This window comes from Pseudomonas sp. XS1P51 (assembly GCF_054897845.1).
In genome coordinates this window covers 1,454,815-1,470,848 of record NZ_CM142707.1, presented here as the reverse complement: position 1 = coordinate 1,470,848, position 16,034 = coordinate 1,454,815, and the positions used below count along the sequence as shown (strand labels likewise).

General features: G+C 61.0%; 13 protein-coding genes. 9 read left to right on the top strand and 4 right to left on the bottom strand.

Annotation, left to right across the window (positions count from 1 at the left end):
• Positions 1-3: 3 nt before the first annotated feature.
• Together ACYZUD_RS06765 and ACYZUD_RS06760 are read right to left on the bottom strand one after the other, a co-directional pair.
• A complete protein-coding gene (locus ACYZUD_RS06765; RefSeq protein ID WP_038858927.1) occupies positions 4-696 on the bottom strand; it encodes a response regulator in 693 nt (230 codons plus the stop codon).
• Positions 671-4,066, bottom strand: a complete 3,396-nt coding sequence (locus ACYZUD_RS06760; RefSeq protein WP_462025194.1) for an ATP-binding protein — start codon at positions 4,064-4,066, stop codon at positions 671-673. The genes ACYZUD_RS06765 and ACYZUD_RS06760 overlap by 26 nt, the downstream gene beginning before the upstream one ends.
• 324 nt (positions 4,067-4,390) lie before the next feature.
• Here ACYZUD_RS06760 and urtA point away from each other — a divergent pair, with 324 nt between their 5' ends.
• The 9 genes from urtA (at position 4,391) to ACYZUD_RS06715 (ending at position 13,258) form a co-directional block, all read left to right on the top strand.
• Entirely contained in the window at positions 4,391-5,635 is a 1,245-nt protein-coding gene (gene urtA / locus ACYZUD_RS06755; protein WP_462023221.1) for an urea ABC transporter substrate-binding protein, read from the top strand.
• 116 nt (positions 5,636-5,751) lie between these two features.
• On the top strand, positions 5,752-6,669 hold the full coding sequence (gene urtB, locus ACYZUD_RS06750) for an urea ABC transporter permease subunit UrtB (protein ID WP_057448796.1): 918 nt from the start codon (positions 5,752-5,754) through the stop codon (positions 6,667-6,669).
• A 10-nt stretch (positions 6,670-6,679) separates the two neighbouring features.
• Entirely contained in the window at positions 6,680-7,867 is a 1,188-nt protein-coding gene (urtC, locus tag ACYZUD_RS06745; RefSeq protein ID WP_462023220.1) for an urea ABC transporter permease subunit UrtC, read from the top strand.
• Positions 7,864-8,622, top strand: coding sequence for an urea ABC transporter ATP-binding protein UrtD (gene urtD, locus ACYZUD_RS06740; RefSeq protein WP_003203582.1), 759 nt, complete (start codon positions 7,864-7,866; stop codon positions 8,620-8,622). Before urtC ends, urtD begins: the two co-directional genes overlap by 4 nt.
• Positions 8,623-8,632: 10 nt before the next feature.
• Positions 8,633-9,322 carry an urea ABC transporter ATP-binding subunit UrtE gene (gene urtE, locus ACYZUD_RS06735; protein ID WP_256228877.1) on the top strand — a complete coding sequence of 230 codons (690 nt, stop codon included), beginning with the start codon at positions 8,633-8,635 and terminating at the stop codon, positions 9,320-9,322.
• A gap of 208 nt (positions 9,323-9,530) precedes the next feature.
• Positions 9,531-10,760: a formamidase gene (gene fmdA, locus ACYZUD_RS06730; RefSeq protein WP_462023219.1), complete on the top strand. Its 1,230-nt coding sequence runs from the start codon at positions 9,531-9,533 to the stop codon at positions 10,758-10,760.
• A 36-nt stretch (positions 10,761-10,796) separates the two neighbouring features.
• Positions 10,797-11,144, top strand: coding sequence for an FmdB family zinc ribbon protein (locus tag ACYZUD_RS06725; RefSeq protein ID WP_462023218.1), 348 nt, complete (start codon positions 10,797-10,799; stop codon positions 11,142-11,144).
• Positions 11,145-11,158: 14 nt separating this feature from the next.
• Positions 11,159-12,202, top strand: coding sequence for an aliphatic amidase (locus ACYZUD_RS06720; RefSeq protein WP_462023217.1), 1,044 nt, complete (start codon positions 11,159-11,161; stop codon positions 12,200-12,202).
• Positions 12,203-12,205: 3 nt separating this feature from the next.
• Positions 12,206-13,258, top strand: coding sequence for an AAA family ATPase (locus ACYZUD_RS06715; protein ID WP_462023216.1), 1,053 nt, complete (start codon positions 12,206-12,208; stop codon positions 13,256-13,258).
• Positions 13,259-13,288: 30 nt separating this feature from the next.
• Here the strand turns inward: ACYZUD_RS06715 and ACYZUD_RS06710 are convergent, their stop codons facing one another.
• Together ACYZUD_RS06710 and xylG are read right to left on the bottom strand one after the other, a co-directional pair.
• On the bottom strand, positions 13,289-14,425 hold the full coding sequence (locus tag ACYZUD_RS06710; RefSeq protein ID WP_462023215.1) for a sugar ABC transporter permease: 1,137 nt from the start codon (positions 14,423-14,425) through the stop codon (positions 13,289-13,291).
• The gene (gene xylG / locus ACYZUD_RS06705) at positions 14,426-15,982 is read right to left on the bottom strand and encodes a D-xylose ABC transporter ATP-binding protein (protein ID WP_462023214.1); all 1,557 of its coding nucleotides are present in this window, start codon (positions 15,980-15,982) and stop codon (positions 14,426-14,428) included.
• Positions 15,983-16,034: the final 52 nt, after the last annotated feature.

Genomic DNA, 16,034 nt, shown 5'->3' with positions numbered 1-16,034 from the left:
GGGTTACCTTGAAGCGCTGTTGCGAGAGTCGGTCATGGCCGACAAGGCCACAGAGGTTGCCGCCGTACGCGTTTCTACACCTAACTTCACATACACATGTTCCAGATGCTTGTTCACGGTGCGTGGGCTCAGATCAAGAATGGTGCCGATGTCGCGGTTGGTTTTGCCGCAGGCCACCCAGCGTAGAACCTCGACTTCCCGACCGGTGAGCTGAAAGCGTGCCGACAGTACCCTGTGCGCCGGCTCGTCGTCCAGGCTCGGCGCGGCTGGCTGTGACGCCGCGCGGGCCGACAGCAGGATGCGCGAGGTGCGCAGGTGCGCGGCGACCCGGGCCAGCACTTCGTCGGTCTGGATCGGCTTGGTCACGTAGTCGCTGCCACCCACTTCAAAGCCCTGGACCACATGCCTGCTTTCCGTCAGCGCGGTCATGAACAGCACCGGAATATCGGCGTTGGCCGGTTGCGCCTTGATCCGCCGACAGGTCTCGAAGCCGTCCAGGCCCGGCATCATCGCATCCAGCAGGATCAGGTCCGGACGCCGGCGTTCGATACGGTTCAGGGCGCTGAGCCCGTCGAGGGCCACCAGCACCATGTAGCCGGCATCGTTGAGGGCGTCGGAGAGCATGGCGAGGTTGTCCGGGGTGTCGTCTACAATCAGCACGACACCGGGTTCAGCGACTGTGGTCAGTGCATTCATCTTCTGCCTCCTTGAGGGCGCGGTTGATTTCGTCCAGGCGAAAGTTTTTCAGCAGCTTGCGTAGCGAACGGATGAAAGGGGCGGTGGCTGGCGTCTCGGCCTGGATGGCGTCGAGTTTTTCGTGCAGGCCGCGTACGTAGCCGATGGCGCTGAGTTCGCCGAGGGCGATGAGGTCAGGCTGTGAGGGCAATATCCCCGGATCGGGAAGTGACACAGGGGCCGGTTTTTCGCGGCGCAGCCAGTGCAGGTCAAGTTGCTTCTGGATCCGTTCCAGCAGCTCCGGGGTGCGTACCGGCTTGGCCAGGTAGTCGTTACAGGCACTGGCCAGGCTGCGCTCGCGTTCGTCGTTGAACGCATTAGCCGAGATCACGATGATCGGTGCCGTGGACAACGCATTACGGCGGATCAGCCGGCTGGTTTCCCAGCCATCCATGGTCGGCATCGACAGGTCCATGAGGATCAGGTCCGGCCCCAGCAGGGCGACCTGACGAATCGCTTCCTGGCCGTTGCTGGCCTGGACCACTTCAAAGCCCAGGGGCGTGAGCATGCCGCTGAGGACCTTGCGATGGTCCACATGGTCGTCCACCACCAGCACCAGACGCCGCGGCCCCTGGTAGCCGATGATGTCGTGTTCGACATGGATCACCGCTTGCGGCACCCGTACTTGCGAGAGAAACAGGCGCACCTGGAAACAGGTGCCCTTGTCCTGCTGACTCTTGACCTGCAACTCGCCGCCCATCAACGAGGTGAGCATGCGGGTAATGGTCAGGCCCAGGCCAACGCCCTTGTCCTGACGCATCAAATCACCGCGCTCGAAAGGCTGGAAGATTCGCTCGATGTGCTCGGGGTCGATGCCGATACCCGTGTCGATGATGTCGAAGGTGGCCGTCTCGCGCATGTAACTGACCCGCAGGCAGACCTCGCCGCTGTCGGTGAAGTTGACCGCATTGCCCAACAGGTTGATGAGGATCTGCCGGACGCGCTTTTCGTCGCCGCGCACCACCGCCGGCATCTTGCCGATCAGCTCCAGGCGAAAGCGCAGCCCTTTGTCCCGGGCTTGTGGGGTGAACATCAGCTCCAGATCATGGATCAGTTCCGGGAAGGGGATTTCTGTCGATTCCAGGCGCAGTTTGCCGGCCTCGATCTTGGCCACGTCGAGCAGGCCATCGATCAGCGACAGCAGGTGCGAGCCGCTACGCAGGATGGTCGCCAGGGCATCCTGATGCTGCTCCGGCATGGCCGCGTCGCGCTGCAGGATCTGGGTAAAACCGAGGATGCTGTTCAACGGCGTACGCAGTTCGTGGGACAGTCCGGTGACGTAGCGACTCTTGGCCGCGTTGGCCGCCTCGGAAGCCTCCTTGGCATCTTGCAGGGCCTGGTCGGTCAAGCGGTGGGCTTCGATTTCCTGCATCAGCAGCAAGGTCTGCCGGTCCGATTCTTCCTGGGCCACGCGGCGGCTTTCCCGCGTCAGGACCACCCACCAGGCGAGGATGGCCGCCAGTACCGAGAGCGTCAGGAAGGCCTTGAAAAATGCCTGGTACAACGTCGCCTGGGCTTGCGGCGAGTGGGGCAGCCCCTGGGACGCCTGGCCATAGATCAGCGCCAGGGCACCGCTGAGCATCAGGATCAGCGCGAGCAGCAGGCCCAGGTAATGGACTAACCGGGTGTGCAGGCGTGGCACCGTGGCATTGGGCAGCAACCAGTGCAACAGCGCTTCGAACTGCGCCGACAGACGCCCGTGGGGTTTGCAGCGATCGCCGCAACGCGCGTCCAGCGAACAGCACAGTGAGCAGATGGGCGTGCTATAGGCCGGACAGAAAGCCATGTCGGCGGTTTCGAACGGGTTACTGCACAGGCCGCAGGTGATCTGCGTGCTCGGCGCCACCGGTTGCAGCCGCAACGGATCGCTGGTGCGGGCGATGTAATAGCGGCTGCGGGTGGCCCAGGCCAGCAGCGGGGTCATGACCAGCGAGGTGCCGAGGGCGACGAAGGGCGGCGCAGCCTGGGCCAGCGCACCAAATAGACCGAAGTGGGCGAGGACCGACAGCAGCGAGGCAATCAGCATGGAGCCGACGCCCACCGGGTTGATGTCGTAGAGGTGAGCGCGCTTGAACTCGATGTGTTTCGGCGACAGCCCCAGGGGTTTGTTGATCACCAGGTCGGCGACCACCGAGCCGATCCAGGCGATGGCAATGTTGGCGTAGAGGCCGAGCACCTGGTCGATAACATCGAATACCCCCAGTTCCATCAGCATCAGGGCAATGGCCACATTGAACACCAGCCACACCACACGGCCGGGGTGACTGTGGGTGACCCGGGCAAAAAAGTTCGACCAGGCCAGGGATCCGGCGTAGGCGTTGGTCAGGTTGATCTTCATCTGCGAGACGAAGACGAACAGCACCATAGCCGCCAGGGCCCATTCCGGCGAGGTGAACACATAACCGAAGGCCACCAGGTACATCTGGGTCGGTTCCGTAGCGCGCTCGATGGGGATCTCGTGTTGCAGGGCGAGAAACGCCAGGAAGGCACCAGCGAACATTTTCAGGGCGCCGGGCAGAATCCAGCCGGGGCCGGCAAAGAGCAGGGCGGCCCACCAGCGCTTGCGGTTGGCCGCGGTTTTTTCCGGCAAGAAGCGCAGGTAGTCGACCTGTTCGCCGATCTGCGTCACCAGGGACAGGGCCACGGTACAGGCCGCGCAAAACGCCAGCAGATTGAAGTCGCCACCGCTGGCATCACGGCCCTGGAAGCTGGTCCAGTCGCTGAAGGCCTCGGGGTTTTTCAGCAGCACAAACAGGTAAGGCAACACCAGCAGCACCAGCCACAACGGCTGGGTCCAGAGTTGCAGGCGGCTGATCAGGGTCACCCCATACGCCACCAGGGGGATCACCAGCAGGGAGCAGATCACATAGGCGAAGGCCAGTGGGATATGGAAGTACAGTTCCAGCGCCAGGGCCATGATCGCCGCTTCCAGGGCGAAGAACAGAAAGGTGAAGCTGGCATAGATCAGCGAGGTGATGGTCGAGCCGATGTAGCCGAAGCCGGCACCGCGGGTCAACAGGTCCATATCGACGCCGTAGCGGGCGGCGTAATAGCTGACGGGCAGGCCGGTGAGGAAGATGACCAGGCTCACGGCGAGAATCGCCCAGAAGGTATTGGTGAAACCGTAGCTCAGGGCCAGCACCCCGCCAATCGCCTCCAGGGCCAGGAACGACACCGCGCCCAGGGCGGTGTTGGCAATGCGCAGTTCCGACCACTTGCGAAAGGACTTCGGCGTGTAGCGCAGGGCGTAGTCCTCCATGGTTTCGTCGGCGACCCAACTGTTGTAGTCGCGACGGATCTTGGCAATGCGCTGGGTGCCGGGTGGTAGCACGGAGAAAGACTCCTTGAGAAGGCAAGGCGCTCCATGCCTGGCGGGTGTATCGGTGGCGGATGACAGAGCAATTTTCATGCCCCGCACCACGCCGCCATGACCGCGGCAGCCGTAGCCTGCGCGCGCGTCTGCGCAGTGCCGGCCGGGTGGGGCCTGGGGCGACAGCTTGCGCCGCCGTGGTGCATTTTTCCCTACGTCAAATGACGTATGCGCTTACGTCAGGCTGCGTATACCCGTCCTCAATACGTACCGCCATGCTGATGCCACCACCGTTGCCGGCCGCCCCAGGGCGTACCGCCAGCGTCACCGCAGAGGAGTAGCAGCATGGAACCACGATTGATCCGGACTAAAGGCCTGTTGCCGCGCCGCCTGGCGCTGGGGGCGGCGGCCCTGTCGTTACTGGCTGCCAGTGTGTTCAGCCAGGGTGTATGGGCGGACGAGGCCAATAGCACCGGCCTGGCGGTGACCGCCACTGAAGTCACGGTCGGCCAGTTGCACTCGGCCACCGGCACCATGGCGATTTCCGAGACCGGCTCGATCCAGGCCGAGCGCTTGGCCATCGAGCAGATCAACGCTTCGGGCGGCATCCTCGGTCGGCAGATCAAGGTCATTCAGGAAGACGGCGCCTCCGACTGGCCAACCTTTGCGGAGAAGGCCAAGAAACTCCTGGTCAACGACAAGGTGGCCACAGTGTTCGGCTGCTGGACCTCGGCCTCGCGCAAGGCCGTGCTGCCGATCTTCGAGAAGGAAAACGGTCTGCTCTACTACCCGACTTTCTATGAAGGGCTGGAGCAGTCGAAGAACGTGATCTACACCGGTCAGGAAGCTACCCAGCAGATCCTCGCCAGCCTCGACTGGATCGCCAAGACCAAGGGCGCCAAGACCTTCTACCTGGTGGGTTCGGATTACATCTGGCCACGCACCTCGATGAAGATCGCCCGCAAACACATTGAAAACGTGCTGCACGGTACCGTGGTCGGCGAAGACTATTACCCCTTGGGCAACACCCAGTTCGGCTCGCTGATCAACAAAGTCAAACTGAAGAAACCTGACGTGGTGTTCGCCGCCGTGGTGGGTGGCTCCAACGTGGCCTTCTACAAACAACTCAATGCGGCGGGCGTCAATTCGGCCAAGCAGACGTTGCTCACTCTCTCGGTCACCGAAGATGAATTGCTGGGCATCGGCGGCGAGAACATGGCCGGTTTCTATGCCTCGATGAAGTACTTCCAGAGCCTGGACAACCCCAACAACAAGGCCTTCGTCGAAGCCTTCAAGGCCAAGTACGGCAAGGATTCGGTGATCGGCGACGTGACTCAGGCCGCCTATCTGGGTCCATGGCTGTGGAAGGCTGCGGTGGAAAAAGCCGGCAGCTTCGATATCGACAAAGTGGTTGCAGCCTCACCGGGCATCGAACTGAAAACCGCGCCTGAAGGTTACGTCAAAGTGCATGAAAACCATCACCTGTGGAGCAAGACCCGCATCGGTGAAGTGCTGCCCGATGGCCAGTTCAAGGTGGTGTTCGAGTCTGATCTGATCGAACCGAACCCTTTCCCTAAAGGCTACCAGTAAGGGCTGGCGCCATCCCTGGCAAGCCAGCTCCTACAGGTGTTGTGTAGCAGCTGGCTTGCCGGCGATGGGGCCCCAACGGTTTTCCACATCCTCCTTCCAAGCAGGAGTCCATCATCATGGAATGGCTATCGGAATTTGGTGCCATCGCGGCGATGCAGGGGTTCAACGGCTTGTCCGTGTTCTGTGTGCTGCTGTTGATGGCATTGGGGCTGGCGATCATTTTCGGCCAGATGGGGGTCATCAACATGGCCCACGGCGAGTTCCTCACGATCGGCGCCTACACCACCTATGTCTGTTCGAGCCTGACCAGCCATTTCGCCCCGTGGTTTCAACCCTATTATTTTTTCATTGCCATCGCCCTGTCGTTTCTGGTGGCCGGGGCCATTGGCTGGCTGGTGGAGTGGGCGATGATCAGTCGGCTCTACAAGCGTCCGCTGGACACGCTGCTGGCGACTTGGGGGCTGTCCCTGGTGATGCAGCAGACCTTCCGTTCGGTGTTCGGTGCCCGTGAAGTCAGCGCCACGCCGCCGGAGTGGCTGATGGGCTCGTTCAACTTCACCGAGTCCATCGAGATCCCGCGCAACGGCCTGTTCATGATGGCCCTGACCCTGCTGCTCACCGGGGCCATTTTTCTCTTGCTCTACCGCTCACGCTGGGGCCTGCAAGTGCGGGCTACGGTGCAGAACCGATTGATGAGCCGTGCTGTGGGCATCAACACGCGCAAGGTCGACCGCATGACCTTTGCCCTCGGTTGCGGTGTCGCGGGGGTGGCCGGCGCGGCCTTTACTACCATCGGCTCCACCGGACCCACCGCGGGCTCGCAGTACATCGTCGACACGTTCCTGGTGGTGGTCTTCGGCGGCGCACAAAGCCTGTTCGGCACCATTGCGTCGGCGTTCGTCATTGCCCAGACCCAATCGATCTCGGAGTTTTTCCTCAGTGGTTCGATGGCCAAGGTGCTGACCCTGTCCGGGGTGATCCTGATCCTGATGTTGCGCCCTCAAGGGTTGTTCTCCATCAAAGTGCGCAAATAGAGGCAAGCCGATGAAGCTTTTAGACAAGATGCTGGCGGGCAAGCAGAACCTGTTGGGCGTGGCCCTGTTGGCGCTGCTGATTTTCGTGGTCTTCCCGCTGACCCTGGATGCCTTTCGCCTGAACATGGTGGGCAAGTACCTGACTTATGCCTTCGTCGCTGTCGGCCTGGTGTTGTGTTGGGGCTACGGCGGCATTCTCAGCCTCGGGCAAGGGGTGTTCTTCGGCGTCGGCGGCTACTGCATGGCGATGTTTCTCAAGCTCGAAGCCTCCGACCCGCAGAGCACCAAAATCCAGTCGACGCCGGGCATTCCGGATTTCATGGACTGGAACCAGATCACCGAACTGCCGTGGCTCTGGGTGCCGTTCCACAGTTTCAGCTTCACCCTGTTAGCGGTGATCCTGGTGCCGGTGGTGCTGGCCTTCATCATCGGTACAGCGCTGTTCAAGCGGCGGGTGGGGGATGTGTATTTCTCCATAGTCACCCAGGCCATCGCGCTGATTCTCACGGTGCTGATCGTCGGTCAGCAGGGCCTGACCGGCGGGGTCAACGGCATCACCGATCTCAAGACCCTGCTCGGCTGGGACCTGCGCAGCGACAGCGCCAAGCTGCTGCTGTACTTCATTAACGCGGCTTTGCTGTTCGGCTGCATTTTCATCGGCCGCTTCGTCCTCGCGTCGAAGCTCGGGCGGTTGCTGATGGCGATGCGCGACAAAGAGGAGCGGGTGCGCTTCTCCGGTTATGACGTGGCCAGTTTCAAGATTTTCGTGTTCTGCATCGCCGCTGCCTTCTCGGCCATTGGCGGCGCCATGTTCGCCTTGCAGGTGGGCTTCATGTCGCCTTCGTTCGTCGGCATCGTGCCGTCCATCGAGATGGTGATCTTTGCTGCCGTCGGCGGGCGCATGTCGCTGCTCGGCGCGGTGTATGGGGCCTTGCTGGTGAACTACGGCAAGACCTATTTCTCCGAGTCCTTCCCCGAGTTGTGGCTGTACCTGATGGGCGGGCTGTTCATTGCCGTGGTCATGTACTTTCCCAATGGCCTGGCCGGACTCTGGGACAGCCATGGCCGCCAGGCCCTTGGCCGATTATTGCGGCGTCCCCCGCAGCAAGCTGCCGTTGCCGAGCCCCTGCCGGAGGCGCCGCGCACTGCGCCGCCAGCCTCGGCCCCTGAACGTCCTTCCCTGGAGACGCAGCCATGACCGCCGTGGGTTTTCAAATGAACAAGCCGGTGCTGGTTATCGAGGGGCTGACGGTGTCCTTCGACGGTTTCAAGGCCGTCGACAACCTCAACCTGTACATCGACCGCAATGAAGTGCGGGTGGTGATCGGGCCCAACGGTGCAGGCAAGACCACGGTGCTCGACCTGATCTGCGGCAAGACCCGCGCCACCAGCGGCAGCATCCAGTTCGATGGAAAGGAACTGACCAAGATGCGCGAGTACAACATCGTCCGTGCCGGCGTCGGGCGCAAATTCCAGAACCCGTCGATCTACGAAAACCTCACGGTGTTCGAGAACCTGGAGATGTCCTATCCGGCGGGACGCAAGGTGTTTGGCGCGTTGTTCTTCAAACGCAGTGCCGCAGTGATTGCCCGGGTAGAAGAGGTGGCACGGGAGATCTTTCTCGGCGAGCTGCTGCAGCAACAGGCCGACCTGCTGTCCCACGGCCAAAAGCAGTGGCTGGAGATCGGCATGCTGCTGATGCAGAACCCCGACCTGTTGATGCTCGATGAACCGGTCGCAGGGATGAGCGTCAACGAGCGCGTACAGACTGCGGAACTGCTCAAGCGCATCAGCCAGGGACGCTCGGTGCTGGTGATCGAACACGACATGGAATTCGTCAAGAGCATCGCCCATAAGGTCACGGTGCTGCACCAGGGCAAGGTCCTGGCCGAGGGCAGCATGGAGTCGGTGCAGAACAACCCGAAAGTCATCGAAGTCTATTTAGGCCATTGAGGAAGCAGGCATGTTCAACGTAGACAAGCTGTCCTGTGGTTACGGCCAGAGCCAGATCCTCCACGACCTCGACCTGGCCGTGGCCAAGCGGGAAATCGTCGCCGTGATGGGACGCAACGGCATGGGCAAGACCACGCTGTTCAAGAGTCTGATGGGCATCCTTCCGCAGTGGCGGGGTCAGGTCAGCGTCGATGGCCAGGACGTCTCGAACCTGGAAACCCACGAGCGGGTGGAGCACGGCATCGCCTATGTGCCCCAGGGGCGGATGATTTTCCCCAGCATGACGGTGTTGGAAAATATTCAGACCGGCCTGCCGGCATCGGCCAGGGGCCAGGTCCCCGAAGATCTTTATGCGTTGTTTCCGGTGCTCCACGACATGCGCTCGCGCAAGGGCGGCAATCTCTCGGGCGGACAACAGCAGCAACTGGCCATTGCCCGGGCGCTGGCGACCAATCCCAAGGTGTTGTTGCTCGATGAACCCACCGAGGGCATCCAGCCGTCGATCATCAAGGACATCGCCCGCACTTTGAAAGAGATTCGCAACCTGCGCGACCTGACCATTGTGGTCTCCGAGCAGGTGCTGTCATTCACCCTGGAAATCGCTGACCGCTTCCTGGTGATCGAGAAGGGCCGCTTCGTGATTGAAGAGACCCGGGACAAGGTCGACGAAGCCACCATCAGTCGCTACCTCTCCGTGTAGGCGCGGCCGGGCGGCGCGATGGTTTTGTCTGACCTCCCTTTGCTGGCGCTGGCGTGCCGGTCCCCACAGTAGCCGTTGTTGCGTGGCGTCGATTGGGGGTCGGTCAGCAGCGCTGTGAGAGGTACGTCATCCAACGTATTGGCCGATTCGTGCCGCCATTCGAGACTGGTTCCAACGCGGTACATCCCTAATGTTCAGGAGCTTCGCCATGACCGATACCTTGATCAAAGTCGACCTCAACCAGCCCGCCACCGAGAACGAACAGATCCATAACCGCTGGCATCCGGACATTCCCATGGCCTGCTGGGTCAAGCCGGGGGATGACTTCATTCTCGAGACCTATGACTGGACCGCCGGCGCGATCAAGAACAACGACGACGCCTCGGATGTGCGAGACGTCGACCTGTCCACCGTGCACTACCTGTCCGGCCCGGTGGGCGTGCAGGGCGCCGAGCCGGGGGATCTGCTGGTGGTCGACCTGCTGGACATCGGCGCCAAGGCCGAATCCATGTGGGGCTTCAACGGTTTCTTCTCACGGCAGAACGGCGGCGGATTCCTCACGGACCACTTTCCCAGCGCACAGAAAGCCATCTGGGATTTCAAAGGCATGTTCACCAGCTCGCGGCACATTCCAGGGGTCAACTTCGCCGGCCTGATCCACCCCGGATTGATCGGTTGCCTGCCCGACCCGGTAATGCTCGGCGACTGGAACCGCCGCGAGCAGGAGCTGATCGACACCAACCCGACCCGCGTGCCGCCCCTGGCCAACGCCCCGCTGGCCGCCACCGCGCACATGGGCAAGCTCAAAGGCCAGGCCCGGGATGATGCCGCGGCCACCGGCGCACGCACCGTGCCACCGCGCGAACATGGCGGTAACTGCGATATCAAGGACTTGTCCCGGGGCTCGAAGATTTTCTTCCCGGTCTACGTCAACGGCGCCGGGTTGTCGGTGGGAGACCTGCACTTCAGTCAGGGCGACGGCGAGATCACTTTTTGCGGCGCAATCGAGATGGCCGGCTGGGTGCATATGAAAGTCGAGCTGATCAAGGGCGGCATGGCCAAGTACGGAATCAAGAACCCGGTGTTCAAACCCAGCCCGATTATCCCGACCTATCAAAACTACCTGATCTTTGAAGGTATCTCGGTGGATGAAGCCGGCAAGCAGCACTATCTGGACGTCAATGTCGCGTACCGCCAGGCCTGCCTGAATGCCATCAACTACCTGACCAAGTTTGGCTATTCGCCCGCCCAGGGTTATGCACTGCTGGGCTCTGCGCCGGTGCAAGGGCATATCAGCGGCGTGGTCGACATTCCTAACGCCTGCGCCACCCTCTGGTTGCCCACCGAAATCTTCGAGTTCGACATCAACCCCAACGCCAACGGCCCCATCAAACACCTCGACGGCAGTATCGATCTACCGATCGCCCCGGACCTTTGAGACACGCCTGAGCCCGATCAATGTCTGGAGAGCGCCATGCCGACCTATGAGTACGAATGCCAAACCTGTGGCTCTTTCACGATGTTGCGGCCAATGGCCCAACGGCACGAGCCGTGTCAGTGCCCGTCATGCGCGGGCCCGGGAGGGCGATTGCTGTTGTCTGCGCCCGCACTGACGACGTTGTCGAGCGGTCAACGCCAGGCCATCGCCACCAACGAGCGAAGTGCTCACGCGCCGCAGACCCTTGGCGAGTACCAGCAGAACCGTCGTCACCCCAGCGGGTGCAGTTGTTGCGCACCGAGCAAACCGCTGGCCCCGACCAAAGCCAATCCAGAGGGACTCAAGAGTAAAACCGGCTCCAGACCTTGGATGATCAGCCATTAACAGAGGTAAATTTCATGCGTCATGGTGATATTTCCAGCAGCCCGGACACTGTAGGTGTCGCGGTCGTCAATTACAAAATGCCGCGGCTGCATACAAAAGCCGAGGTCATTGAAAACGCCCGCAAGATTGCCGACATCATCATCGGCATGAAACGCGGTCTCCCCGGCATGGACCTGGTGGTGTTCCCTGAATACAGCACCATGGGCATCATGTACGACCACGATGAGATGATGGCGACTGCCGCCAGCATTCCAGGCGAAGAGACCGCGATCTTTTCCGCCGCGTGCCGTGCCGCCGACACCTGGGGAGTGTTTTCACTGACCGGTGAGCGCCATGAGGAACATCCGCACAAAGCGCCTTACAACACGTTGGTGTTGATCAATAACCAGGGCGAAATCGTCCAGAAGTACCGCAAGTGCATTCCCTGGTGTCCGATAGAAGGCTGGTATCCGGGCGATCGGACCTATGTCTGCGAGGGGCCGAAGGGCCTGCAGATCAGCTTGATCATTTGTGATGACGGTAACTACCCGGAGATCTGGCGCGACTGTGCAATGAAAGGTGCGGAGTTGATCGTCCGGTGCCAAGGCTATATGTACCCGGCCAAAGAGCAGCAGGTGATGATGTCCAAAAGCATGGCCTGGGCCAATAATTGCTATGTGGCAGTGGCCAACGCTGCCGGCTTCGATGGGGTTTACTCCTACTTTGGTCACTCGGCGATTATTGGCTTCGACGGTCGCACACTGGGCGAGTGTGGTGAAGAAGAAATGGGCATTCAGTACGCACAATTGTCCGTTTCGCAAATCCGCGATGCGCGAGCCAACGACCAATCACAGAATCATTTGTTCAAGCTGCTGCATCGTGGTTACACCGGGGTCTATAACTCCGGGGACGGCGACAAGGGTGTGGCTGACTGTCCGTTCGACTTTTACCGCACATGGGTACTGGATGCGCAAAAAGCCCGGGAAAACGTCGAAAAACTTACCCGTAGCAGCATCGGCGTGGCTAGTTGCCCGGTGGGAGAACTTCCCCACGACGGTAAAGAAAAACACGCAGGCTGAACCATGCCTTTCGTCAATGATCGCATCGACCAAAACCACCCGCAGTCAAGCCTGCCGGGGGCATCACCGGCAGCAGGCTTGTTGACCTCACGCTTCGTCTTCAATCCCGCTCAAGTCATGGCGTTGTTGCGCAGTCGAATTGTCGGCCAGGAGCAAGCCTTGAGCGCCGTCGAGGCGTTGCTGAAGGTGATCAAGGCCGATATTGGTGACCGGGACAGGCCGTTGACGGTGAACCTGTTCATGGGGCCGACCGGTGTCGGCAAGACCGAAATCGTCCGCCTGCTGGCGCTGGCCATACACGGTCGCGCCGATGCTTTTTGTCGCATCGACATGCACACCCTGGCCCAGGAGCATTACTCGGCGGCGCTCACCGGCGCGCCACCTGGTTATGTGGGGAGCAAGGAAGGCGTCAGTCTGTTCAACAGTGAATTGATTCAAGGCACCTACAGTCGCCCGGGCATCGTGCTGTTCGATGAGCTGGAAAAGGCCGGCAAGGAAGTGGTGCGCAGCTTGCTGGGCATTCTTGAGAACGGCCAACTGACCCTGGCGGGCGGTAGCCGAACGCTGGATTTTCGCAATAGCCTGGTCTTCATGACCAGCAACATCGGGGCCCGGCAAGCGACCACCTACCGGGAGCGGTTTTCACGCGGCTGGCGACGCTGGCTCGGCATCGCCCCACAAGGTGAGCGGGCCGTGTTAGAGCAAGCGTTGCACGCCTGGTTCGAACCGGAATTCCTGAACCGTATCGATCGCATCCTGGTTTTCCAACGTATCGAGACCCAATGGCTGGAAGCGTTGTTGCAGATCGAACTGATCAAGCTCAACCAACGTCTCGATCAGCATCGCCGTACGCTGGTCCTGGACGCTGCGGCAAGCGCCTGGCTGTGCCGCAAGCATGACCCACGCTTCGGTGCACGGGCCCTGACAAGGCGAGTGCGGGTCGAGCTGGAGCCTGCCATCGCTGAGTGTTTGCTGGCTTATCCGCAGGCAATGCAGATGACTGCGACGGTCGAATCAAACAGGCTAACGGTTGTTCCATTGTCGTCGTCTCATTAAGCATGCGAAATGCCTCCAGGCTGGACTCGATCAGCGCCGCCCGGTCCGGGTGCTCACATCTACCCACACGGCCAATACCAGAATGCTGCCTTTGACGATCATCTGCCAGTAGCTGTCTACGTCGAGCATGGACATGCCATTGTCCAGGCTGGTGATGACCAACGCGCCGAGGAGGGCGCCGTAGACGGTGCCGGAGCCGCCGCGCATCGAGGTGCCGCCGATGAAGCAGGCGGCGATGGCGTCGAGTTCGCCCATGCTGCCGGCCGATGGTGAGCCGGCGGCCAGGCGCGCGGTGTTGACCACGCCGGCGAGGGCGCACATGACGCCCATGATGCCGAAAATCCACAGCTTTACGGCCTGTACGTTGATACCGGACAGGCGCGTCGCCTCCATGTTGCTCCCCACTGAATACACACGTCGTCCGAATACCGTCTGGCTGGTCACGTAACTGAACACCCCCAGTAGCGTCAGCAGAAGCAGCACCGGCACGGGGATACCGTCGTAGCTGTTGAGGGTCTGGACGAAGCCGGCCAGCACCGCGCCGATCAACACCACGCGCAATACGTCACGCACCAGTGAATGTGCCGCCAGACCGTGGAGGGCGCGATTGCGGCGTTGTTTCCATGTCAGGAAAAGCGTCAGTGCGAACAGCAGAACGCCCAAGCCCGTGCCGACCGTGTGCGGCAAATAACCCTGGCCAATGTAGACAAGCTCCGGTGATACCGGGGCGATGGTCGTGCCGCCGGTAATCCCCAGCAAAATGCCTCGAAAAGCCAGCATGCCCCCCAGCCCCACAATGAAAGACGGGATGCGCAGGTAGGCGGTCATGTAGCCGTTGGCGAGGCCGATCATCAGTCCGCACAGGGCGACAAGGCTCAGGTTCGCCAACAGCGGTATGTGGTAGATCACGTCCAGGATCGCCGCCAGTCCACCCAGCAGGCCCAGCAGTGCGCCGACCGACAAATCGATCTCGCCGCTGATGATGACCAGCACCATGCCGCAGGCGAGAATCCCGGTGATGGACATCTGCCGCAGCAGGTTGGAGAGGTTGCGCGGGGTCAGAAACCCGCCCTCAGTCTGCCAACTGAAGAACAGCCAGATAATTGCTACAGCGATCACCAGCGCGAGCATCTTGTAGCGGGTGAAGAGTTGTTTGACGTGATTCATCTACGCGGACTTCCGATCATTATTGTTATGGCCAGCGGGTTGGCTGAGCGCGGCGGCGAGCACCTGTTCCTGGGTGAGTTCGTGATTGACGAAGTCGCCGCGCAACTGGCCTTCGCCGATCACCAGTACGCGGTCGGAAACACCGAGCACTTCGGCCAGCTCCGAGGACACCATGATGATCGACACGCCTTCGGCCGCCAGCGCGCCCATCAACTTGTAGATTTCATACTTGGCACCGACGTCCACCCCTCGGGTCGGCTCATCGAGAATCAGTACCCGCGGTTTTGTCAAAAGCATCTTCGCCAACACGGCTTTTTGCTGATTGCCGCCAGAGAGGCTGGTGATGGGCAGGAACGGGCTCGCCGTCTTGAGGTGCATGCGCGAGATTTCCCTGTCGATGCTGCCCAATTCGGCTTCGGCGTCGATGCGGGTCAATTTCGAGTAATTGCCCAGAACGGCCAGGGTGATGTTCTGGCCGACTCCCAGGTCCGGAATGATGCCCTGGCGCTTGCGGTCTTCGGGCACCAGGCACAGGCCCGCGCGGATTGATTTGAGCGGCGTGCGTGTGTCGATCAGTTGGCCGTCCAGCCAGACTTCGCCTTCGTGGTGACCGGGGTAAGCGCCAAACAGCGCCGTCACCAGTTCGGTGCGACCGGCGCCGACGAGCCCGGCGATACCGAGGATTTCGCCGCGTTTGAGGACAAACGAAATGTCGTCGACCCGTTTGCGTTTGGGCATGTCGACGTCGTAGCAGGTGACGTGGCGCGCCTCGAAAATCACGTCGCCAATGTCGTGGGGCTCGGTGGGGTAGAGGTTGCTCATTTCCCGTCCGACCATCTGGGTGATGATCTTTGGAATGTCCATGTCCGCCATGGCGGTCGTGGCGATGTGTTTGCCGTCACGGATCACCGAAATGGTGTCGCACACGGCGGCCACTTCATCAAGCTTGTGGGAGATGTAGACGCAGGCAACGCCCTTGGCCTTGAGGTCGCGGATGATGTCCAGCAGCACTTCGATTTCCGAGCGGGTGAGGGCGGATGAAGGCTCGTCGAGGATCAGCAGACGCGCTTGTTTGTTCAACGCCTTGGCGATTTCCACCAGTTGCTGGTAGCCACCGCCGTACTGCGAAACCGGCAGCGACACGTTCATGTCCGGCACTTTCAGTTCACGCATCAGGGCTTCGGCGCGGTGGATCATTGCCGGGTAATTCATGCGCCCGCCGGGCAGCGTCAGCTCATGGCCCATGAAAATGTTTTCGGCCACCGACAGGTCGGGAACCAGCGTCAGTTCCTGGTGAATGATGACAATGCCGGCGGCTTCGGTTTCGCTGATTGATTGCGCCTTGAGCGGCTGGCCATCCCAGAGAATTTCACCCTCCCAGGTACCGTGGGGGTAGACCGCCGACAGAATCTTCATCAGCGTGGATTTACCGGCGCCGTTCTCACCGCAGAGTCCGAGGCATTCACCGGACTTGACCTTGATATCGATGCCATTGAGGGCTTTGACACCGCCGAAGGTTTTGACGATGCCGTTCATTTGCAGCAAATAGTCGGACATGGCGAGGGCTCACAAAAAAGGGCTCACACACAAGCAGCAGGCTGGAGGCCAA